Here is a 22,600-nt window from a genome sequence, read left to right on the forward strand (position 1 = left end):
CATGAATAGACATAGCGCTGGGCTTTCGCCTTATTGTATGTCTAACGCTGTCATAATGTTCAACAATATATCGATTAATAGCGCAAATTATTAATTGGGTTAATCTTTTATTCGACAATAAAGACTGCTATAATAAATAGCAAATAGATGGAAATTGACAGAGAGCGAGTGTGGGAGTATGGTGTCAGGAGAATTTACTCGATTATGGACGAAGCTTTCGCGTGAATGGAAAAACAACTTGGAACAATCGCTTGCTCCTTTGACAGAAGGGCAGCTGAATGTATTAGAGCTGATGCTTCAGCACCAACCGATGAAGCCATCTGATCTGCTCCAATATTTAGCGACCACGCCTGCTGCAATTACAACACTGTTGGATCGAATGGAAAGAAATGAGCTCATTGAACGTACTAGAGATGATCATGATCGAAGAATTGTGTGGGTATCTGTTTCGGAGAAGGGCAAAGCTGAGGCGGAGCGCGGTACAACGATTCGGACTCAAATGATCGAACAATCGCTGGACCGCATTTCCTCTCATAACCAGCAGCTGCTGGTTTACTTGTTGGGTAAAGTAGCAAATCTGTAATCTGATTTCGCCATCAACGCTTATTTCATAGAATCGAGCCGATTGCGCAGCATATCGTAATTTTTTTGGAGCACCTCGTAGTCGGCTTGCGTTAGCAAGGTATCATTTGAAGCAGCTAATGTTTCTTCGATTGGCAAGATGCGATATCGAAAGGAACGATCAGGCTTGTAGCGATGCACCCATGTCGGAATGGATTCAACATCAGTAATAGTAACTGTGCCTTCTGTCATATTTTTACGAACATTAACTTTAAAAATAACTCCGTAATCCTTCGATTCGCCCCGCTGATTAGAAATAAAATTTCCCATAGAATAAATAATAAGTCCCTTTTTTACATGACCATTCTCATCGGTTGTTTCAAGCACTTCATATGGCTGGACAACATGGGGATGCGAACCGGCAATAATATCAGCTCCCGCAGCGACAAGCGAACGAGCGAGACGTTTTTGTTCTTCATTCGGTATAATCTGATATTCAGTTCCGAAATGCAGAGAAACGGTAATAAAATCAGCACCTGCTTCACGCAGCCTAATGATGTCTGCTTTAATTTTCTCTTCATCAATAAGCGAAACGAGGTAAGGTTTGCCTTCTGGAATTGGAATGCCATTTGTACCATAGGTGTAAGCTAACAATCCCATAACGATGCCATTTTTCTCGGATAGGACAGGATGGTCTGCTTCTTCTTGCGATGCGGCTGTTCCCTTGCTTGGAAGACCAAGCTTCTTTAAATTCTCAAGAGTGCGAAGCACACCTGACTCGCCTTTATCAAGTGAATGATTGTTGGCATTTGTTATTAAGTTAAATCCAGCATCCTTGATTGCTTCTCCAAGTTCGGTTGGCGCATTAAACGTTGGATATCCAGTATAGCCATATTCCACACCAGCAATTGGTGTTTCTAAGTTGGCAATAACCCAATCTCCTTGCTTCAAAATCGGTTTAACCTCTGCAAAAAACGGCTTGAAGTTATATCGATTCGTCTTCTTGTCAAAAGCTCCGGGCAGCTGGGGCGTATGCATCATGATGTCGCCTACGGCCATCCATACGGCATCGGCATAAACAGGCTCTGGTGGTGCTGTCGGTTCAGGAGATGGTGAAGGGGTTACGACTGCTTGCTCAGTAGGAGTGGGGTCAATTGAAGCTGTAGGAAGCGAGCTGGCAGGTGCAGAAGCCCTCTCGTAAATGGAGGGCAATAAAAAAATAACCAGTAAGCCAAGTAAACTTAGTAATAATAGTATAGAATTTGTTTTTCGGTGCCTTTTACGGCGCATTAGTATTTCGTCCTTCCTTGTTACGTATTGCTCAGCATACTGGAGGCGTCTTCAAGCTGCGAACTAGTCCACCAATTCCAAACATCAGAGCCGGTTGGGACGGAACGAAAACTCATCCATTCCTTTGTTATAGGATGAGGGGCTGAAACCGAGGTTGACCATAACGCAATTTCGGATATGCCGCTTGTTGGTTTCGCGCCGTATTTCAGGTCGCCTACGAGCGGACAGCCGATATGAGCCAGCTGTGCACGGATTTGATGAGGCCTTCCGGTATGCAGCTTCACCGCAATCAATGAATAACGGCCAGATACAGCTGCTACCTCGTAATCCAAAATCGCTTCTTTAGCCTCATTCGTGGGTTTGTTATAGACGGTTACTTGATTTTGTTTGCTGTTCTTAACAATATAATGAGTCAAACGCGATTGAGATTGTTTTGGCGTACCTTGTACAACACAAACATAAGTTTTGCCAAAATGTCTACTGCGAACCGATTCGGATAATCTGGACGCAGCTTTTGAGGTTTTGGCAAAAATCATAACGCCGCCAACCATACGGTCAAGACGGTGAACGAGGCCGAGAAAGACGTTTCCCGGCTTGTTGTATCGTTCCTTTATATCCTGTTTAAGCAGGGTAAGCATATCAGCATCGCCAGTGTCATCCTCTTGTGAGAGGACGCCAGGCGGCTTAACGACAGCTATTACATGATTGTCCTCGAACAGAACCTTGATCGTCATTACTTAGACTCCCAACGTCCCAGTATTCCGCACGGCAAATTAAGGCCGGATTTCGTAATCGGCAATCCGATTTCTCCACAGTTGATCTCGCCGCCATACTTGGCATTCATTGTCATATGCAGCAGGTTGTGCAGAACAGATTGCGATAATCCAGTTGTATAGGAGTTGATGAGTAGGAACAATGGATTGTCAGACAAAATCGATGTACAGGATTGTAAGAATGGAAACAAATTTTCTTCGAGCTTCCATGTTTCACCATTCGTGCCACGTCCATAAGAAGGTGGATCCATAATAATCGCATCATACTGCTTGCCGCGGCGTTGTTCGCGTTGAACGAATTTGAACACGTCATCCGTAATATAGCGAATTGGAGCGGACTCAAGTCCAGACAGCTGGGCGTTATCTTTTGCCCATTGGACCATACCCTTAGCTGCGTCAACGTGGCATACCTCAGCGCCTGCTGCTGCGGCTGCAACAGTGGCACCGCCCGAATAGGCAAAGAGATTCAAGACACGAATAGGACGTCCTGCATTACGGATTTTGTCCATCATCCAGCTCCAGTTAACGGCTTGCTCAGGAAATAATCCTGTATGCTTGAAGTTTGTCGGCTTGATATGGAAGTTTAGTTCGCCATAAGAAATGGTCCAGCGCTCAGGCAATGATTCGCTCATCGACCATTGACCGCCACCGGAATTGCTTCTATGGTAATGGCCATCGGCTTTTTTCCAAAGACCTGTTTCATTTGTGATCGGCCAAATAATTTGTGGATCTGGACGGCGGAGTGTATAATTGCCCCAACGTTCGAGCTTATCTCCGTCTCCTGTATCTATAACCTCGTAGTCTACCCATTTATCTGCTATGTACATGTTATTCGTAACCCTTCCTTGACCTTGTTTTTGTAATATAATAATGTCAACGATAATTATATCGAAGCTAACACAATGAAGCAATGAAACCGACGCATTTAGAGGCTGGTATTTATTCGTAAGTTATGAAAATGGCTGTTTATTACAGCAAATAAGTAAATGCTGTTGCTGACAGAGCAAAAATCAGTGTAAAAAAGAGCATAATTTAGTAAATCTACAATAATAGAGGAGCAACAATATCATGATGAGTTTTGAGTGCGAGTGCGGGAATAAAACAGTAATGTTTGCTACGGGAGATCGGGACGAGCAGGGCAGAGAGTATATTGAAATCGAGGACGACGAGAGGCTTACTATTAAAGTAGGCGATAAAAGCGTATTATTTCGTTGTTCGTTTTGCGGCTATACATACCGACTGGAACAAATTTGATTTTCTTTAGAAATTTTATAGGGGCTGCATATTGAAAACATTTATGGTTCGGAGTATGATAAACGTGAGTCAAGTTGTATGTACAAGTGCATCGTCATACCAGTGATAACTAGCGCTAATGTCCGTACAAGTTGAGGAGAGGCGTTATCTCTAAAAATACGTTTAATACTCGGTGAATGCTTACATAGCTGTTTTGCATTCGCAAAACTTGAAGCGGATGCTTACGTAGCTGTTTTGCATTCGCAAAACTTAAAGCGGATGCTTACGAAGCTGTTTTGCATTCGCAAAACTTAAGGAGGAACCATTCCATGTTACAAGTTAAGCCCTATCAATTTTGGTTTGTTACCGGAAGCCAGCACTTGTACGGACCAGAAACATTAGAAGAGGTTGCACAGCATTCACGTATTATTGCTGCGGCGTTGAATGATGATTCTGTTATTTCATCCGAAATTGTATTTAAACCTGTAGTAACAACTCCAGAAGAAATTTACAAGCTTTGCTTAGAAGCGAAAGCGGATGAGAACTGTGCAGGCATCATCACTTGGATGCATACCTTCTCACCGGCAAAAATGTGGATTCATGGGTTGTCTGAGCTGCGTAAGCCATTACTACACCTTCATACTCAATTCAACCGTGATATTCCTTGGGAAACGATTGATATGGACTTTATGAATACGAATCAATCCGCACATGGCGACCGAGAATACGGCCATATTTTCGCCCGACTAGGCCTTGAGCGCAAAGTCGTTACGGGTCACTGGGAGGATGGCGTTACTCGTTCCCGCATTGCCAGCTGGATGGGAACGGCAATTGCAGTTAATGAAGGCCGTCATCTTAAGGTTGCTCGCTTCGGAGACAATATGCGTCAAGTTTCGGTTACGGAAGGCGACAAAGTTGAAGCGCAAATCAAATTCGGCTGGTCGATTAATGGTTATGGCATTGGTGATCTTGTTGCTCGTATGAATGAGGTTTCAGATTCAGAAGTAAAACAGCTGCTTGAGGAATACAACGAGCAGTACGATATTTCGTCCGAGACACGCGGCAATGCAGCTTCATGGGCTTCCATTGGCGAGCAGGCTCGTATTGAGCTTGGCCTAAAAGCATTTTTACAAGAGGGCGGTTTCTCCGCATTTACTACGTCATTTGAAGATTTGCATGGCATGAAGCAGCTTCCAGGTCTTGCAGTTCAGCGCTTGATGGAGCAAGGATACGGCTTTGGCGGCGAGGGCGACTGGAAAACATCTGCACTTACTCGCATGATGAAGCTGATTGCCAATAACAAAGGTACTTCATTTATGGAGGACTATACTTATCATCTAGAAGAAGGCAACGAGCTCGTACTTGGATCACATATGCTTGAGGTATGTCCTACAATCGCGGATAGCCGTCCAAAAATCGAAGTTCATCCGCTTGGCATCGGCGGCAAAGCGGATCCAGCACGGATTGTATTCGATGGACGCTCTGGTGCTGCGCTTAATGCTTCACTCATCGATCTAGGCAATCGTTTCCGCTTGATCATTAACCAAGTGGATGCAGTGAAGCCTACTCATGAAATGCCGAAGCTTCCAGTAGCTCGTGTGTTGTGGAAACCAGAACCATCGCTTCGAGATGCAGCAGAGAGCTGGATTTACGCTGGCGGCGCTCATCACACCGTATTCTCATATGTCGTAACGACTGAGCAGCTTGTAGACTGGGCGGATCAAGTTGGCATTGAAACCGTAGTAATCGATAAGCATTCAACGGTACGCAGTGTTCGCAACGAGCTTCGTTGGAACGATCTCAGCTATCGTATTCGTTAAACATCCTATCATCTGATTGCTTCTTAATAGAGAAGACTGCTGCTTAAAACCGTACAAGGTTAAGCAGCAGTCTTTTTCTCTATTTATAGGGGCTTTAAAGTTATGGCTTAATAGCTTTTACTCTAATCCGCACATAATCCACATACCATGTACCATCATGGAATAAATCATTTCTTACTCTTGCGGCTATTTTAGCGTATAGCAACTTTTTATCTTCTTCCGATACATTAGCGAAAAAATGATTTGCGAAACCAGATAACCAGTGATTTAGTCCTTCTTCACCGTCTTCCATCTTCGTAGGCCGATCAAAAAGAACGGCATAAGTTACTCGAAAGCCTTGTTGTTCAAGTAGAGCGCTATATTCTGAAATGCTCGGAAAGAACCAAGGATTTAACTTTTCTGCATCAATAGCATAATCCTCATCAAGCACAGCTGTTGTTGCTTTTACTATTCGATTAACATTTCCTTTGCCGCCAAACTCAGCAACAAATCTGCCGCCGCTGTTTAGCACATTCCACACATTTTCAACCACTTGTTTCGCATTTTTCATCCAATGCAATGCCGCATTAGAGAATACAGCATCAAATGATTCATCTAACTGAAACTGTTCACCATTTCCAGTGAAAAAAAGAATGGTTGGATATTTCACTCGTGCTTTTTCAATCATTTCCGCAGAAAAATCCATGCCTAGAACTGTTGCTCCCGTTTTCGATATTTCATAGGCCAAATCTCCGGTGCCACACCCTACATCTAATATTTTCTCGCCTGGGGCAGGACTTAATAATTCAACAACTTCCTTCCCGTACTCAGATACAAAACCCAGTTTGTTGTCATATAATTCGGTTTTCCAAAATTGGCCGGAAGGCATAATATCATCCCCTAACTATTGGTAACCCTATTCTCACACAAAGATTGTATATAAGTAAAATATATTATTCCTATCTTCTTTATAGTTTAAAGTTATAAAGTTCGATCAGAAAAAAGCTTTACTCCTGTAGGTTAGAAGCAAAGCTCAAGGTATACCTCAACTATGAATGGGTTTATTCTGATTTTTCTTTTTGAATTTTCGCAGGGTTATTGATTTTGTAAGGAACAGGGTGCTTAGTAAGCTTTTTAGCGACTATTTTTCCTTCAAAATGAAGGATATCGCCGATTTCCAGCTCAAGCTTTTTGAGGGTAGCACTATGGCTGGACCAAGCATCGCCGATCTCCATAGCAGGATCTTGAATGGCTACTGCGTTGTAAATAACAACCTCGTCATCTGTATCAGAAAAATTGTTAGGTACAGTCGTAAACTCTTTTACTGTTGCGACCATCTTGATCTTATCTTCAGGGAGCTGCAGTTTGGGTGCCTTTTCTTTTTTTGTTTTTTCTTTTGGAGCAGCTGCTGCTTTAGGTTCTTTATGTACTTCTTCAACGGAATCAGGCGCTGGTATCGTCTCAGAAATCGCTGCTGCATCATTATTTTGTGATGTTTCTAGCAGAGCGTCATTTTTATCAGCTTCAATCTCTTGTGCAGGTGCAATCTCTTCAACTGCATTGGAAGTCTTCTGGCCATAACTAGAAGCTTGCATTTCCTTCAAGTAGGAAGGGTGAATACAATGCTTTTGTTCATTTTCAAATGAAATGACAGCAGTCATTTTATCCACATATCCAATAATAGTGCATTCGAGATTCACGCCGTTTCCTTTATAGAAAAATACTTTTGTTTTGGCAGCCTTCTCAGAAAGCAAACCCCATTCCTTGCATTTTTCTATTTGCTCTGCTTCGTTTTCGAAGCTAATGTACGATATCGGTTCAATAATGAATGGATGTCCCATGTAATCTCCGCCTTTTTGGTATTATCATCATCTATTTTATCATTTTTTTGACATGTTAGTCGTTACTTGCTGACGATTAATAAAATTTTAGTCGTTTCCTTAATTCAGAAGGGAAGGGAAGAAAAACAAGTCACCAGAATAGGAACATTTTAACAATGTACATTTGACAATGAGAATCGTTATCGATATAGTTAAATGATAGTTTTTAAAATGATATAGGAGGGATTTCTGTGTTCATTCAATTGAGATCAATTGTAGTGGAAAAGGGAAATTCACAGCAAGTTGTCGACAATTTTGGGCAAGAGGGCTATATTGATGGCAAGGAAGGTCTTATCGATATTAATATTATGGTGAATAGAAAAGCAAAAGAAACGGAAGAAGTTGTTATTATGATCCGTTGGGAGTCTGATGAAGCTTGGAAAAACTGGGAGAAAGATCCCGTCCATATTGCTGGCCATCGGAACAAAAAAGATGAGCAGCGTCCTTCATATATCGTTGATTCATCGGTAAATATGTATGATGTAAAAAAAATCAAACCAGGTACTTTTGGCAAATAAACAGAAAGCGACTTACCCTTGGCGGGCAATGTCGCTTTTTTTATTTATTCATTTTTGGGAATCTGGAATGATACCGTGGTTCCAAAATTAAGTTTGCTTGTAATGACAAGTCCATGGCCATATAACTGTTTTAATCGGCGATCCGTATTCAATAAACCAATTCCTCTTTGTTCGTTATACTTCCCATCCAACAGTTGCCCCAATTCTTCTTCGTCCATTCCGATTCCATCATCTGCAATCGATATTTCGATGTACTTCCCAGATAATCTCTAAACGTTCAGCAAAACGTTCCTTCTCGATATACAAGTAAGCTTGAACGAGCTCTAGCTCATGTGCAATAGATACAAATTGATTCGTATTTTTGTGATCGGCAGCCTGATCTGATCGCTCCATGACGGATTGCGCCTCGTAGGGGAGTTCGCAGCTCATAAGAAGTATTCACCAAAATTCATCTTCCGTTTTATCAGCCTTTTGCAAGCTTGATCATTCGAACGGTATTTTGAAAATAACGCTTAAACCAATAAGCAGCAAATCCGAGAAAAGCAGCAAGCATATCAAAAGGGTATTAGCCGATTTTTATTAACCCAGTGGATTTGATGATACCCCGGATGATACCTGATGCGACACCCGCAGCTGCTAACAATAATAAAATGGTATCTTCATATTTTGATAATACATTTTTTATAAATATCATCATTAATGCAATAGACGAGAAAGTCATAATGAATATGAGAAGCACACTAGTAGGAATGATGATACTGGCTATGAATGTATAATGCCAAACTCATATGATGCATATAGTAATGAACAAGCTGCATCCCGTGAGGAGGTTTTGAATGAAATCCAGCATTTCGGGAAAAGTGATGATCATTTACGGAAGCACATTTCTGCTGATTATTGTCTTAACCTTTTGGTTGTCCTATCGGGGTACGGTTGGTCCGCTTGAGGCGGATCTGACCAATACGAATCTCGCTCTACTCAAGCAAGTAGACCAAAAGATTGAAGTGGCGTTCCGTCAAACCGAGAAAGATTTGCTCGCACTTATGGAAGAACTCGAATTTGTCTACTTCATGCTGGATAGCTACAATGACGATGCCCAAAAATACAGCAACTATTATGGGCTTACAACAAAATTAAAAAACTTTATTAACGCGAATCCCACATTCTCATCCATTTTTGTTTACTCTGCTGTAAACGGCGATATTTTGACCGAAAAGGCTTATATGAATGATATCTCATCGGTAGACAACTGGTTGGCTGATTACATGGACATGCCGGGTTACTTCAAGTGGATGACGACCCATCCGGTGTGGGATGGAACGACAACTCAAAACGTTGTGACACTGGTGCGCTCCTACCCAACGCTCAGCAGTCCCGGTTATCGTAATGGCATCGTTGCCGTTAACATTAACGAGGTTGTTCTCTACGATATGATTAAATCGGTCTATGAGGAAAGCTCGGCTGGCCATCTGTTTATATTCGACGCAGATGGAAAAGTCGTCAGCCACGATGACAAAACGCTCCTTTACCAAAATTTAAAGCAATTACCCTATATGAGAAACGTACTCTCAGCAGAAGGCAGCGGCTCCCTATCAGTCAAGCTGGACGGCATCCCGCAAACGGTATTTTACAGGACTTCCGCCTATACGGGGTGGAAAATGGTCAGCATCATGCCGGAATCACAAATTTACGAGCCGCTTCAGATTACCCGCAATCTTTTATTTATATTGGCTGGCGTAATGATTGTCCTAGCGCTAATTGTGTTGTTCTACGTCAATCGCTTAACCTTCAAGCCGCTTGATCGACTGGTCAGCAAGCTTTCAGGCACCTACCAGCCAGATAAGAAGCGTGGATTTGATACGGCGGGATTCACTTATTTGGAGACGGTGTTTGAGCAAATGATGGAGGATCGGGAGCATTTGGAGAAGCATGTGCGGGATTCCAAATCCGTGCTCAAATGGAGATTGATTATGGATATGCTGACCGGCTACCGAACGGACTACCAAGCTTTGCGGCATCACTTTGAATTTACAGGCATTAAGCTCTATTCAGAGCGCTACCTTGTATGTACGGCAGAAATTGCGAAACCAGAAGGCTGCTTAAGCCTGCGTGATGAAACGTTGTATACGTATGTGTTTTGCAACGTGGCGGAGGAGATGATGGGCAAAGAGGATGCTGGAGTCGCAATCGATTTAGGCGGCGGACGAGCGGCGCTTGTCTTTAGTTTCGCAGAAGGCGAAGCGGAACAAAACCATTTGCGCGCGCTCGCAATTTTGGAATGGATACTTGAGGTAATTAAGAAGCAATTCGGATTAGTCGCTACGGTGGGTGTAGGCAGAGGAGTCAAGGAACTCGGCGATATTCAAAGCTCCTACGGCGAGTCGCGCAAGGCGCTCCGCTACAAGATGCTTTTTGGCAGCCATTCCGTCATTTCAATCGAGGATTTGCAACCGCCGGACAGTCAAGACTATTACCGTTTGAATCGGAAGGCAACTCGAATTATGGAGGCGCTCAAACAGACGGATACGGATAAAATAAAGGAGGATGTGCACCAAGCCTTCGAGAAGGCGGTGGAACTAGGCTTGCCTCCTGACCTCATCCGCCAGTTTTCGTTCGATTTAATCGTGAAGGCGCTGCAGGTTGCTGATGCAATCGGAATCGGTCCCGAGGAGTCGATGGGCAACTTGGATAGCATTTATGAGAAGATTGAGCACAGTGAGGATTGGAAGCAAGCAGAGGCCCTCGTCCTCGCTGTTCTTGAGGAGCTAGCTGCTAAGCTTACGAGCAAACGAAGCCTGAGAGGGAAAAATGACACGATTGAGCGAATGCTTACCTACATTCAAGCCCATTACCATGAAAATGATTTGTCGCTCGATCGGCTCGCTGAACAGTTTCATTTGAGCCCAACCTATATTAGCAAGCAGTTTAAAGAATACACCGAGCGAAATTTTATCGACTATCTAATCGAAATTCGAATTGACGCCTCGAAAGCACTGCTCGCTAACAAGGATAAAAAAGTGAACGATATCGCCGAAGCAATTGGATACATGAATACCCGCAGCTTCTTGCGGACGTTTAAAAAATTTACAGGGATGACACCTACAGAGTTCCGCGAACATGCCATCAGCAAACAAACAGGGCAAGGCACAGAGCGAACGTAAGACCGGTGGCACACTTCCTAAGCGGAGGCGTTGCCCCGGTTTTTTCCTTGTACTATAAGAATCTATAAGTTTGATAGCTTATAAAAGGCTTATATTTCTCCGTCAAAGCTACTTCAACATCCAGAAGTTGAAGGGGTTTTTACTTGTAATGGCGGGATTTCTTTCGTGTCACAGCAAAAGAATGAACCTGTTCAAGAAAGGTGACTGGGCCATTTCACAATAAAAGACACCTGGCACAGAACATGTCTATATTCAGCTTCCCGAGCTTTGTGTACGATCGAATTGTAGACGGAACATAAAGGGGGGGAGGACGATTTGGATACGGCTTAAGCGGGATCGTCACTTATATTTGATGCTTCTGCCTGTCATCTTGTTTTATGTCATCTTTAAATACGCACCGATGGCGGGCGAGATTATCGCATTCAAAAATTACCGGTTTATTGATGGAATTTGGGGAAGCGAATGGGCCGGTTTTCATCATTTTCAAATGCTGTTCGCAAGCTTGGATTTTTGGAGAATTCTTAGAAATACGCTGCTACTGAACATCTATAGTCTCGTGTTTGGTTTTCCGGTACCTATCCTCCTTGCCTTGCTGCTTAACGAGGTGCGCAGAGAATGGTACAAAAGGACGATCCAGAACCTGTTGTATTTGCCTCACTTCATCTCTTGGGTTGTGCTGGGCGGTATCGTTATTGCGATCCTATCGCCAAGCACAGGCGTCGTGAATCTGATTCTAAAACAATTTGGCATCGAGCCCGTCTATTTTATGGCGGATTCGACTTGGTGGCCTGTTGTGTATACGTTATCCGGTATTTGGCGCGAAGCGGGCTGGGGGACGATTCTCTATTTAGCAGCGATGGCTTCGATTGATCCCCAGCTCTATGAAGCAGCCAAAATCGACGGTGCAAACAAGCTGCGGCAAATTTGGCATATTACACTTCCCGGCATTCGCAGCACGATTGCCATTTTATTGATCCTTCGGATGGGGCATATGATGGATGTTGGCCTTGAACAAACGCTGGTGCTTCAAAATCAATCTGTGCTGGATGTAGCGGATGTCATCAGCACCTACGTATACCGGGTCGGCTTGCAAAATATGAATTACAGCTACACGACAGCACTTGGGTTATTCCAGTCCTTGATTGGTTTTATTCTAGTCGTGGGCGTTAACGGGATCATCCGAAAGTTCGGCGAAAGGGGGTTATGGTAACGGTGAAAAGGAATGCTGCCGCAGCTTTTGTACTGTCATCGATTAGCAAAATCATCCTTTATACGTTTCTTGGCCTCTCGTCCTTAATCGCCCTGTTCCCGCTTTGGTATGAGGTGGCAGCATCCTTTAGCAGCAGCCGGGCAATTACAGCCGGAGAAGTGATGCTGTGGCCAATTGAATTCAATCTGCACGCTTACGATCGGCTATTTGATGACGGACAAATTTTGATCGGCTTGCGAAATACGGTCTTGATCACGGTTGTTGGTACCGCGTTGAACATGATCATGACGATACTGGCTGCCTATCCACTTTCAAGACGCCGCTTGATGGGACGCAGCGGACTGCTAATGTTCGTTACGTTCACGATGTTATTCGTTTCTGGGATCATTCCGAGCTTTATTCTCGTCAAGACGCTGGGCTTAATGGACACATACTGGGCATTATGGCTGCCAGGGCTGATCAGCACGTATAACATGTTCGTGATGAAAACGTTCATGGAAGGCCTTCCGGATGAAATTGAAGAGTCGGCTGCTATGGACGGAGCTGGAGATTGGCGGGTTTTAATGCAGATCATGCTTCCGCTGTGCAAGCCGATCATCGCCTCCTTGTCGTTGTTCTACGCCGTTGGCTGGTGGAACTCCTATTTCAGCGTTCTTCTTTATATAACAAAAACGACGTCACAATCCTTGATGGTGAAGCTGTATCAGATGATTAATCAAGTGGATGCAAGCCTGCTTAACAATACTGGGGGAAGCGAGGGTGCGGGGCAAATCTTGTTAACGCCCGAAGGCATCAAAGCTGCGGCCATCGTCATTGCGGTCACGCCGATTCTATGCGTATATCCGTTCCTTCAGAAACATTTTGTAAAAGGTGTCTTGATCGGTTCGGTTAAAGGTTAATAAGGAAAAGGGGATGATGTATTTGATGAAAGGGAACAAAATTCGTAATTTGATCATGATGGCTAGCTTAATTGTTGTACTGCTGGTTGGCTGCACGGGGAAATCCGAGCCGACTAAACCTTCTGCTGTACCGAATAAAACGGATGCGCCAGCACCAGTGGTAGAGCAAAAGAAAGAGATTAGCGTATCTATCCTTGACCGGGGCGAAGTGTCATCGGAGGAAGGCAGCTACGAAAACAACCGCTGGACGAAGTGGATCAATGAGAATGCTCCTTCAAAGGTCAAATGGGTACCCGTGCCGCGTACGCAGGTACAGCAAAAATTAAACACGCTGATTGCATCGGGCACGGCTCCGGATCTCATATGGGAATATGACCGCAGCTATATTAGCCAGCTTGCTGCACAGGGAGCGATTCAGCCAATCGACGAATATATCGAAAAATACAGCACAACGTACAAAGCTTATTTGGCTAAGCATCCAGAACTTAAACCCTTCCTAACGATAAATGGAAAAATGTATGCGGTTGCAAGTGCGCGCGGACAAGAAACGATAGCCAATCATGGCATTATGATTCGTCAGGATTGGTTGGATAAGCTAGGTTTGAAAGCTCCGACAACAGTTGAAGAATTAATTGAGGTTGCACGAAAGTTCAAAGAGGGCGATCCGGACGGCAACGGCACGGCAGACACGGTTCCAATCACCTTTAATTACAACGGAGTGCAAATTTTAAGAGCCCTTTTCTTCAATAACGAGAACCAATGGTATCTGGAAGATGGGAAGCTCACGTTCGGACGGATACTGGATCGATATACCGATTCGCTTGCTTTGCAGAAGCAGCTTTTTGACGAAGGATTAATCGATAAGGAATACATTACGGATACGAATTTTCAGCGCTCGCTGCAGCTTTGGACGACAGGCAAGTCGGGTATTTATCTTGGCTCATGGTCAATGGGCGCAGAGTTTGTTGATTTGAAGAAAAATGTGCCGGATGCAAAAGTGGTGCCTTTGGAGCCTGTCTCTTCGAAGTATGGAAAAAATGGCCTTTATCAGGAAGTGCCGGCCAATATGTATATCGCTTTTAATACGAATATGAAAGAGGACAAAATCGAAGCAGGCGTCAAATTTTTGGACTGGATGCTGGAGAAGGGCTGGGAGCCGCTCAGAATCGGAGAGAAGGACGTTCATTATAAGCTCGTGGGAGAAGTTCCACAGAAGACCGACGCTGATAAGTTCAAGAAGGAAGTGTTTTATGCAAGAGAGTATGCGATCTTGAACGAATGGGATCCGAAGCCGGAATGGTATGCGGTGATGGCGGCGCAGGATCCGATTTCTCAAGAGCAGGCCGTGCTTAAAGCAGCTGGTCTTGAGATTGCAATGAAAAATAAATACAGACGGGATATTGCCTATAATCCTGATCTGCCTGAGGTAAGCCAACTGATTGCTACCTTCGCTCCGATTGCGCAGCAAATTGAAGCCAAGATCGTAACTGGAGGAGGCGCGCTTACACCGCAGGCTGGAATGGAGGATATTCGTAAGGAATGGAAGCGTTTGGGCGGTGAAAATGTAGAGAAGTTAGTGCAGGAGTGGTATGAAACGAACAAAGAGCATCTGAAGTAGAGGGGAAGGCCCTTCCCGAATGCAGGAGTTACTTTTTCGGGAAGGGTTAATCGCCGATCCGAGTAGCAAAGGATGGATGGAAAATGATGACCATGAAAAAAGTTTTTTCATTATTCCTCGTCTTTGCATTGATCATGACGGCATCTGGTACGCTTGGCAAAAATGAACATGCAGCGGCTGCAGAAGCGGTGGTCGCAGAGCTGCAAGCTGGTGATTATGAGAGCTCCGACGAAGTATGGGACTTCCTGCTGGGCGCCGAATTTCCCGGGGCACAAGGAAGCTTTACAAGAGATCAGTCTGTATTTAAAACAGGTCTTTCCTCGGCCAAGGTGACTGGCGATTTTAATGGCGGCGGCTCTTACGTTGCACTGGAGCGGTATCTGACGAAACGAATAGTTCCGGCGGATGCAGTAAGCTTATCCTTTTGGGTGAAAACTGCGGATGCTGCATCGATTTATATTGTACTAATGGACGGAACGAACCAAAACCACTCGCAAAGGCTGGTGCTTCAGCCGACAACGGATTGGCAGAAGGTTACCGTGAATACTTTTAATGCCGGCAGCGAATATACGCACTGGGGAGGCGCCAATGACGGAGCCTTTCATCCGTCGCTTAAGAAGATGACGATCAAGGTGGCACGGGCGGGACTGCGCACGGGGCTTAAGAGCGGCTCGGTATGGCTTGACGATCTCCGAATCAAGGTGACTGTACCTGATTTAGCCATCGCTCAAACGCAAGTTGGCAACGTATTTGCGGGTGCAAGCAAAGGCACTTTTGATGTATTAACGACGGGAGATACCGTCACATGGCAAACTTATGATGCTTGGGGAGAGCCCGGTTCAATTGGAATCGCGCCGGTTACCGGAGGCAAGATCAGGCTTGAGGTGCCGGTACAATCAGATGGCTATTATCGTTTAAAACTATCAGCTTATCAAGCGGGAACTTTGCTTAAAACAACAGAGACGACATTCGCGGCTGTGCCAACTTTTGATTTGGCAGCGGTGACGGCATCACCATTTGGCGTACAGACGCATTTTGCACATAGCTGGAACCGTGAGATGCTTCCTTTGGTCAAGTATGCCGGAGCCAAAAGCGTGAGGGATGCGATGTTTTGGTCTGAGATCGAGCTAAAAAAAGGCATCTACACCTATAGCCCGAAATTTACACTCTATATGGAGGGGCTACTGGAGAACAGCATTGATCCGCTGATGACCTTCGCTTTTTCCAATCAATTTTATGATAATTTTCAAACGCCTTATTCGGCAGAAGCTCACGCCGCCTATGCGAATTATACGAAATCCGTACTGAACCGATTCGGCGGCCAAATCAAATGGGGGGAGATGTGGAACGAGTTCAACCTGCCCGGATTTGGAGGGAATGGGCCGGCTGCATCACAGCCCGAAGTATACTTCAATCTAATGAAAGCAGGTTATGAGGCTGCCAAATCGGTGCGCCCTGATCTGAATGTGCTTGGAGGCGCGACCGCAGGCATTCCAGCCGAGTGGCTTGAAGATCTGTTCCAGCTCGGAGGGTTAAACTACATGGACACCTTATCCGTACATCCTTACCGTTATCCCGATAAGCCGGAAGGACTGCTTAACGAGGTAGCCTCATTAAATCAACTGGTGAAAACCTATAACAACGGACAGACGAAACCCATCTGGTTCTCGGAAATTGGATGGCCGACGCAGCTTGACCCCCGCGGGGTGGATGAGAAGACACAGGCTGCCTATTTGATTCGCACCTATGTACTTGGCATGGCAGCAGGAGTGGAGAAAATCTTCTGGTACGATCTGATGGACGACGGAACGGATAAGAAATATAACGAGCATAACTTCGGTATTATTCATAATGGCGGTGATCCGCTCGGCGCGTATACGCCAAAACCGGGTTATGTGGCGTTAGCCACGGTAGCGCGGCAGTTGACTGGCGCAAGCTTAACCGGTCAGGAGATTACGAACGGCATCTATCGCTATAAATTTAAGAAGGACCAGAAATCGATTCATGTGCTTTGGTCAGGGACGGATACCGAAACCGATCTGACTTTGAAAACAAATGGACCGCTGGTCGTAACGGACATGATGGGCCGTTCAGCTACCTATACGCCAAAGGACGGGGAAATTTACATTACGGCTTCAAGCGAGCCTCTATTCATCCAAGGAAAAATCGATAAAGTCATTCAAGGAAGCAAATACAGGCTTAAGAGCGAACCTTCCTTTACCGGTGATCCTATCAGCGTAACGTTATCCGTATACAAAGCATCATCTTGGAATCCGCTAAGCGCTCGCATTCAATTGCAAGGATCCATTCAAAATATACAGGCTTCTTCGGTCGGCACCTATCCTGCCGTATTTCAAGGAATAGGTGAGCCTGGCAGCTATACGGCGACGGCGGAGCTTGTCGTTGGCGGCAAAAAAATCGGAGCGTTAAAAAATACAGTGGTGATCAAGCAATCGGAGGAGCTTTCTGTCAAACATGTGCTGAAGGAGGGCAGAAACTTCCTGAGAGTTCGAATCGATAATACAAAACCGGTCGATAGGCGGTTGACACAGATCGATTGGCAGGTGGGTGCAAACACCGAATCAGAAACTTATAATACGGTGCTGCCTGGTTTTACGGATTATACAATTGATCTTCCAATACCGGCACTGCCCGATGGAACTTTAACGCCTCACCAGCTTACCGTCTATTTGGATGATGGCACCGTATTGTCTTCTTCAGGCAACTTGAACAAAATCGCTATCGCAAGTATGACGCCCATCGTTAACCGCACGGTGCAGGTGGATGGGTCGCTGGACGATGTAACCGATCTCCCTGGCATCGACCTGTTTGAGGAAGGCCATTCAAGAGTGGTGCCGCATAATGGGCCGGAGGATTTGAGCGGTAAGCTATGGGTTACGTATGATAATGACCACCTCTATCTGTCGGCAAAGATCCATGACGATCTATTCTCGCAAACCAAATCAGGAGATGCGATTTGGAGCGGAGACAGCATTCAATTCGCTATTTCTTTGGGAACGCCGGGAGAGGCGGCGGAATGGTATGAATACGGAATGGCGCTGACGCCAGACGGACCGGAATTATATCGGTGGATGGCGATGAGTGGCGTATTGACCGGGCCGGTTACAAATCGCCAGCTCCAGATTACTAGAGATGAAACAAACAAGGATACGATCTACCGGCTCGCATTGCCTTGGACGGAATTGTCGCCAATTGTTCCAAGTGACGGGATTTTAAGCTTGTCCGCTCTTGTGAATGAGAATGACGGCAATGGACGCAAAGGATGGCTGGAGTGGGGCGGAGGCATCGGATCCAATAAACAGTCTAAACTATTTAAGCCTATGTTGATTGGCGGGGCTGGATCAGCAAGCGTTAGCGGTGTGACGCTTGACAGAAGCCTACTTGAGATGACTGCGAGTGACCCTGCAGTTGCACTTCTTGCAGCGGTGACGCCAGAGAATGCTGCGAGTAAAGAGGTAACGTGGACAACAAGCGACCCGAATGTTGCGACAGTAAATGCAGGGGAAGTTACGCCTGTCGGAGTGGGTACGGCAACGATAACGGTAACGACGATGGATGGTTTATTTACAGCCAGCTGCATCGTTACAGTCACAGCTGCTCCAGTTGTTGACCCGGAGGTTGGGACACCTGTGCCTACTGAAATCGTGGAGCCGGGGTCGACTGAATCTCCAGAACCAAGTGAAACGGTAGTGCCAGTACCTAGTGAAACGCCAGAGCCGGGAAGCTCTGAAGCTGCTCCGAATCCAGTGACTCCGGCGCCAACTGACTAAAGCGCCAGAGAACAGAGCTTAACCGATACACGTTGAATGGCAGGAGAGAGCAGTTCGCCTTAATGGCGGTCTGCTCTCTGTTACTTCATTGGCGCCAACTAGGATACCGTAATTGAGAGGATGGGATATATGGATAAGACGAACAATCCAATGGATCATAAGCTGCTGCTGCTCGGAAAAATCCATCACTGGGAGCCGTTTTTTGACCCGGAAGTCAACATGCTTGAGCTGCCCTTTCATAGTCCCGGCTACCATACGACGCTTACGGTTGAGGAGTTCCCACTTGTTCACCCTACATATCCTTCTCTTCTTTATGCACTGGCTTTGCTTGACAGCGGTTTGCCGGATTATACCACGCGAGCTTATGAAGTCATACGCAAAGTGATTTCACTGCAAGACCAAAATCCTACACACCTAACGTATGGCATATGGTCATGGTTTTACGAGGAGCCGCTTGCGAAAATGTCCCCGCCAGATTGGAACTGGGCTGATTTTTGCGGGAAACAGCTCGTTCAAATCGAAGTCCGGCATGGGGACAGATTACCTATGGAACTGCGAGAGCTGATCCGTCATGCTGTATTCTGCGCATGCGATGCCATTATGAAGCGGGATGTAGGTCCAAATTATACGAATATCGCACTAATGGGTGCTTTGGTCACGCTTATCGCGGGCGAAGCATACGCTGAGCCAGAATTGGCCGATTATGGTATTCGAAGGCTGGAAAAGCTCCATGCATTTACGAATCAGCTAGGGACGTTTCATGAGTTTAACAGTCCGACTTATACGGTTATCGCCATCACCGAACTGTCCAAAATTTATAAGATGACGGCGAGCACTCAGGCTAAAGCGCTTGCGGAAGATTTGCTCGATAGTGCATGGCGCATGGTAGCAGAGCATTTTCATCCGGCGACGAAGCAGTGGTCCGGCCCGCACAGCCGGAGCTACAGTACGCTGCTAACGGATATGGCGAAGTCGTTTTTGCAAATCGCTACAAACAATAGGGTTGTGTTTACATTTAAGAATGAACAGCCGTATGATGCGGAGTGGTTTGGGAGCGGGATTTGCTGTCCGCACAAGTATGATCCATTTTTCACACAGTCTGAGGAAAGGCTGCTCCAGCAGCTCTATTCTAGAAATGAACAGACCGGGCAGGAAAAGTGCGCAACAACCTACATGACCTCTTCCTTTGCGATTGGTGTGTCCAGCGAGGAAATTATGTGGAATCAAACAAGACCGCTGCTTATTTTCTTTGATAATGGTGGAGAGGCGGCTTATTTGAAGCTGCGCGTCCTGCATGACGGCTATGATTATTGCTCAGCTGTACTGAACAGTAGAGTAGAGGGAAGTAGACTGCTGCTCGGCATCTGTTTTCTAACTGATGGAGGAGATACTCATCCGAGCCTTGATCGAATAAATGGCTGCATAGCTGCATCTGATTTGCGAATTCGGGTAGAGCTTGGCGGTTGCTTGGATAATGTAGACGCGGAAGTGAGCGGGGAAAGAGCGGAGGTTAGAATCGGTGACTGCAAAGTTGCTCTGCGTATTTTGTTTACGGCATTTGGTGCAGGGACGGAGGAGCATGACGATAAACAAAAAGACAATTGGAAGTGGGAGCTCGCGAGGAACAGCAGCAGCTTTTGCTTCGACCATATTTTACATGCAGTAGAGGACAGTACAATTGATTTTGAGAAGATGGGCAAAGCAGCTTTTCTTTTTTCGCTAGTAATTGGTGAAGCAGAGCCGGAAATTATAGTAGAGGCCTATGATGATGCTGTAGCAGCTAGATTTTCAAGCAAACAGAATGCTGCCGCAACCAGTGATGATCCAATTAAGCTATCCTTAGCATTGAAGCCAGCAGCATCACCATCAGTATAAAACGGATAAGCTGCATCATTTAATGGAGGTGGAGGAGCGGGCATGAAAACGAAGTTATCGCGGGAAATAGTGAAGCAGGCGGCTGATCGTGTATATCACTATATGCTGGAGGAACATTCCGGTAGTTGGGGCATGGATTTGAACCATTGGGACTGGGTGCCGGGAGTCGGCGTCATTGCGATGCTGTCTTATTATGAGCTTACAGGTGAATCAGAGACGATGACGGAGTTAATAAAATGGTCGCAAAATAATTTACACCTTGCGGAGAAGATCAGAGTCATCAATGCGATGGCGCCATATACGGTTTTTCCAGCGCTTTATGAGCATACGCATGACCCTGTTTTTTTGGAGACAGCAGAGCGGATTGGACAATGGATGATGACGGAGGCGCCCCGTACAAGGGAAGGTGCCTTCGAGCATACGGTTACGGAAAATGTGAAATTCCCGGAGCAGGTATGGGCGGATACTATTTTTATGGCGGTTTTGTTCTTGGCTAAACTAGCGAAACTCACTGGGAATGTGGATTATTCGAAAGAGGCCGTACGTCAGGTGGAGCTGCATTTAACGCTGCTGCAGGATGAGGATAAGGGTGTGCTGTTTCATGGCTGGAATTCGGAGGCACGGAACCATCTTTCGGCTGCCTGCTGGACGAGAGCTAATGCGTGGATAGCGGTGGCGGTGCCGATGATAGTAGAAGAGCTGGAAGGTTTAGCAGTTGTTCCGAAGGAAACGCTCGAACGTTATCAATTTCTCATGCGCAGCCTTATTCGCTATCAACATGAGGAAGGCCTATGGGCAACGGTGCTTGACCGTCCTGAATTTTATTCGGAGACGTCGGGCAGCGCCGGCATTTCTTGCGGCATTGTGAAAGCGGTACGTCAAGGCTTGCTCGATGCGGATTATTTGAATGCTGCCTACCTTGCGGCAGATGCTATTCTTCTTAAAATAAAGCCGAGCGGGGAAGTCATGGGCGTGTCCGGCGGGACACCAATCATGCCTTCAATCGAAGCTTACAATGAGATCGCTTGTTATCCAACGCTTTATGGGCAGGGACTTGTACTTATGCTGCTGTCGGAGCTATCGGACATCTCAAGCTGATTTAAAAGGACCGTTTGCATCACGATGAGGTGAGCAAACGGTCCTTATGTGTGCCCAGCTTCGGCTCTATCAGACGCTGTTGATAACCATCTTTTTGAGCGGTACCATCGATTCTTCCGGGACATAAAATTTGAATTTATTGTCGCTGATTTGTCCAAGCAGTTGACGGCGGATCGGATCGGCATCCTTTAATAGATGCTCGTCTGCCTGATGATAGTCAATCGGACGCATCCAGATCGGGCTATAGCCGAGAAAGAGCTGCCTTCTTGTAAATTCGGATTGATTGATCGATCCGGCATGCCATAAATTTTGTGCGAAAATAAATACATCACCCGGCTTTCCGCACACTTGTACCTCGCCATCCAATTGCTGGCGCACATCCTTATGGTTCGGATTATAGGGCTGCCTGTGGCTGCCCGGAATAACCTTTGTATTGCCGCGGTTCGGCTTTGTCATATCGCTCAAAATGTAACAGACTTTTATATAATAAGTAGCCGTTAAGCCTGCAATAACCGGAAACTGTGGATGAGGGCCGTCTTGATGCCAATCGATAAAGCTGTGGGAAGCCGTCTTTATATCATTTGGATTAGGTTTTCTCACGGTTAGATGAGAAATATGCAGCTGAATATTATGTCCAAGCAAATTAACGATTAAGGGAAGGATTTCTTTGTGATCGATCAATGAGGCAATTTCAGTGTGCCGAGAGACGCTATTATAAATATTATGAGCGAACGTATCTTCCTCCTCTGCAAGGACCTCATCGATAGCTGAATTCAGGAGGGATACCTTTTCCTGTGAAAGTATATCGGGTAAAACCAAGTATCCTTGTTCATGAAAACGGCTCATTAATTCTGGAATATTTAGCGAAGCTGTACGCATTAGCCTCTCCTCCTT

At 45.6% G+C, this 22,600-nt stretch carries 17 protein-coding genes and 1 pseudogene; 11 read left to right on the forward strand and 7 right to left on the reverse strand.

From position 1 onward, the window contains the following. Window positions 1–178: 178 nt before the first annotated feature. Window positions 179–583 carry a MarR family winged helix-turn-helix transcriptional regulator gene (locus tag AC1DM9_RS08460; protein ID WP_076265740.1) on the forward strand — a complete coding sequence of 135 codons (405 nt, stop codon included), beginning with the start codon at window positions 179–181 and terminating at the stop codon, window positions 581–583. 20 nt (window positions 584–603) lie between these two features. Here the strand turns inward: AC1DM9_RS08460 and AC1DM9_RS08465 are convergent, their stop codons facing one another. From AC1DM9_RS08465 to AC1DM9_RS08475, 3 genes are read right to left on the reverse strand one after another with little or no spacing between them, the layout of a single operon-like run. Then, entirely contained in the window at window positions 604–1,851 is a 1,248-nt protein-coding gene (locus AC1DM9_RS08465; protein WP_477579455.1) for a CapA family protein, read from the reverse strand. A 20-nt stretch (window positions 1,852–1,871) separates the two neighbouring features. Further along, window positions 1,872–2,585, reverse strand: coding sequence for an RluA family pseudouridine synthase (locus tag AC1DM9_RS08470; RefSeq protein WP_441875393.1), 714 nt, complete (start codon window positions 2,583–2,585; stop codon window positions 1,872–1,874). Then, the gene (locus AC1DM9_RS08475; RefSeq protein ID WP_339202809.1) at window positions 2,585–3,451 is read right to left on the reverse strand and encodes a class I SAM-dependent methyltransferase; all 867 of its coding nucleotides are present in this window, start codon (window positions 3,449–3,451) and stop codon (window positions 2,585–2,587) included. The genes AC1DM9_RS08470 and AC1DM9_RS08475 overlap by 1 nt, the downstream gene beginning before the upstream one ends. A 241-nt stretch (window positions 3,452–3,692) precedes the next feature. Here AC1DM9_RS08475 and AC1DM9_RS08480 point away from each other — a divergent pair, with 241 nt between their 5' ends. Together AC1DM9_RS08480 and araA are read left to right on the forward strand one after the other, a co-directional pair. Further along, a complete protein-coding gene (locus tag AC1DM9_RS08480; protein WP_076265743.1) occupies window positions 3,693–3,878 on the forward strand; it encodes a hypothetical protein in 186 nt (61 codons plus the stop codon). A 308-nt stretch (window positions 3,879–4,186) separates the two neighbouring features. Continuing rightward, window positions 4,187–5,677: an L-arabinose isomerase gene (araA, locus tag AC1DM9_RS08485; RefSeq protein WP_339202805.1), complete on the forward strand. Its 1,491-nt coding sequence runs from the start codon at window positions 4,187–4,189 to the stop codon at window positions 5,675–5,677. A gap of 100 nt (window positions 5,678–5,777) precedes the next feature. Here the strand turns inward: araA and AC1DM9_RS08490 are convergent, their stop codons facing one another. Both AC1DM9_RS08490 and AC1DM9_RS08495 read right to left on the reverse strand, forming a co-directional pair. Then, window positions 5,778–6,545 carry a methyltransferase domain-containing protein gene (locus AC1DM9_RS08490; protein ID WP_477579457.1) on the reverse strand — a complete coding sequence of 256 codons (768 nt, stop codon included), beginning with the start codon at window positions 6,543–6,545 and terminating at the stop codon, window positions 5,778–5,780. A gap of 172 nt (window positions 6,546–6,717) precedes the next feature. After that, window positions 6,718–7,497, reverse strand: a complete 780-nt coding sequence (locus tag AC1DM9_RS08495) for a hypothetical protein (protein ID WP_477579459.1) — start codon at window positions 7,495–7,497, stop codon at window positions 6,718–6,720. Between the two features lie 230 nt (window positions 7,498–7,727). Here AC1DM9_RS08495 and AC1DM9_RS08500 point away from each other — a divergent pair, with 230 nt between their 5' ends. Beyond that, window positions 7,728–8,054: an antibiotic biosynthesis monooxygenase gene (locus AC1DM9_RS08500; RefSeq protein ID WP_076265747.1), complete on the forward strand. Its 327-nt coding sequence runs from the start codon at window positions 7,728–7,730 to the stop codon at window positions 8,052–8,054. A 44-nt stretch (window positions 8,055–8,098) separates the two neighbouring features. Here the strand turns inward: AC1DM9_RS08500 and AC1DM9_RS08505 are convergent. Next, window positions 8,099–8,399: pseudogene (locus AC1DM9_RS08505) on the reverse strand (sensor histidine kinase); the annotation flags it as partial. Window positions 8,400–8,890: 491 nt separating this feature from the next. Between AC1DM9_RS08505 and AC1DM9_RS08510 the strand changes: the two are divergent. From AC1DM9_RS08510 to AC1DM9_RS08540, 7 genes are all read left to right on the forward strand, one after another. After that, the gene (locus AC1DM9_RS08510; RefSeq protein ID WP_477579461.1) at window positions 8,891–11,215 is read left to right on the forward strand and encodes a helix-turn-helix domain-containing protein; all 2,325 of its coding nucleotides are present in this window, start codon (window positions 8,891–8,893) and stop codon (window positions 11,213–11,215) included. 352 nt (window positions 11,216–11,567) lie between these two features. Then, a complete protein-coding gene (locus AC1DM9_RS08515; protein WP_477579769.1) occupies window positions 11,568–12,425 on the forward strand; it encodes an ABC transporter permease in 858 nt (285 codons plus the stop codon). Window positions 12,426–12,427: 2 nt separating this feature from the next. Further along, window positions 12,428–13,324, forward strand: coding sequence for a carbohydrate ABC transporter permease (locus tag AC1DM9_RS08520; protein ID WP_477579463.1), 897 nt, complete (start codon window positions 12,428–12,430; stop codon window positions 13,322–13,324). 25 nt (window positions 13,325–13,349) lie between these two features. Further along, on the forward strand, window positions 13,350–14,942 hold the full coding sequence (locus tag AC1DM9_RS08525; protein WP_477579465.1) for an extracellular solute-binding protein: 1,593 nt from the start codon (window positions 13,350–13,352) through the stop codon (window positions 14,940–14,942). A gap of 83 nt (window positions 14,943–15,025) precedes the next feature. Then, on the forward strand, window positions 15,026–18,733 hold the full coding sequence (locus AC1DM9_RS08530) for an Ig-like domain-containing protein (protein WP_477579467.1): 3,708 nt from the start codon (window positions 15,026–15,028) through the stop codon (window positions 18,731–18,733). Between the two features lie 129 nt (window positions 18,734–18,862). Then, window positions 18,863–20,608 (forward strand): hypothetical protein, encoded by a 1,746-nt coding sequence (locus AC1DM9_RS08535; protein ID WP_477579469.1) that lies wholly within the window; start codon window positions 18,863–18,865, stop codon window positions 20,606–20,608. A gap of 42 nt (window positions 20,609–20,650) precedes the next feature. Beyond that, on the forward strand, window positions 20,651–21,706 hold the full coding sequence (locus AC1DM9_RS08540; RefSeq protein ID WP_477579471.1) for a glycoside hydrolase family 88/105 protein: 1,056 nt from the start codon (window positions 20,651–20,653) through the stop codon (window positions 21,704–21,706). A 69-nt stretch (window positions 21,707–21,775) separates the two neighbouring features. Here AC1DM9_RS08540 and AC1DM9_RS08545 read toward each other — a convergent pair whose 3' ends face one another. After that, window positions 21,776–22,585 (reverse strand): phytanoyl-CoA dioxygenase family protein, encoded by an 810-nt coding sequence (locus AC1DM9_RS08545; RefSeq protein ID WP_477579472.1) that lies wholly within the window; start codon window positions 22,583–22,585, stop codon window positions 21,776–21,778. Between the last annotated feature and the right edge of the window lie 15 nt (window positions 22,586–22,600).

It is taken from the genome of Paenibacillus sp. 01T431, from assembly GCF_056398625.1.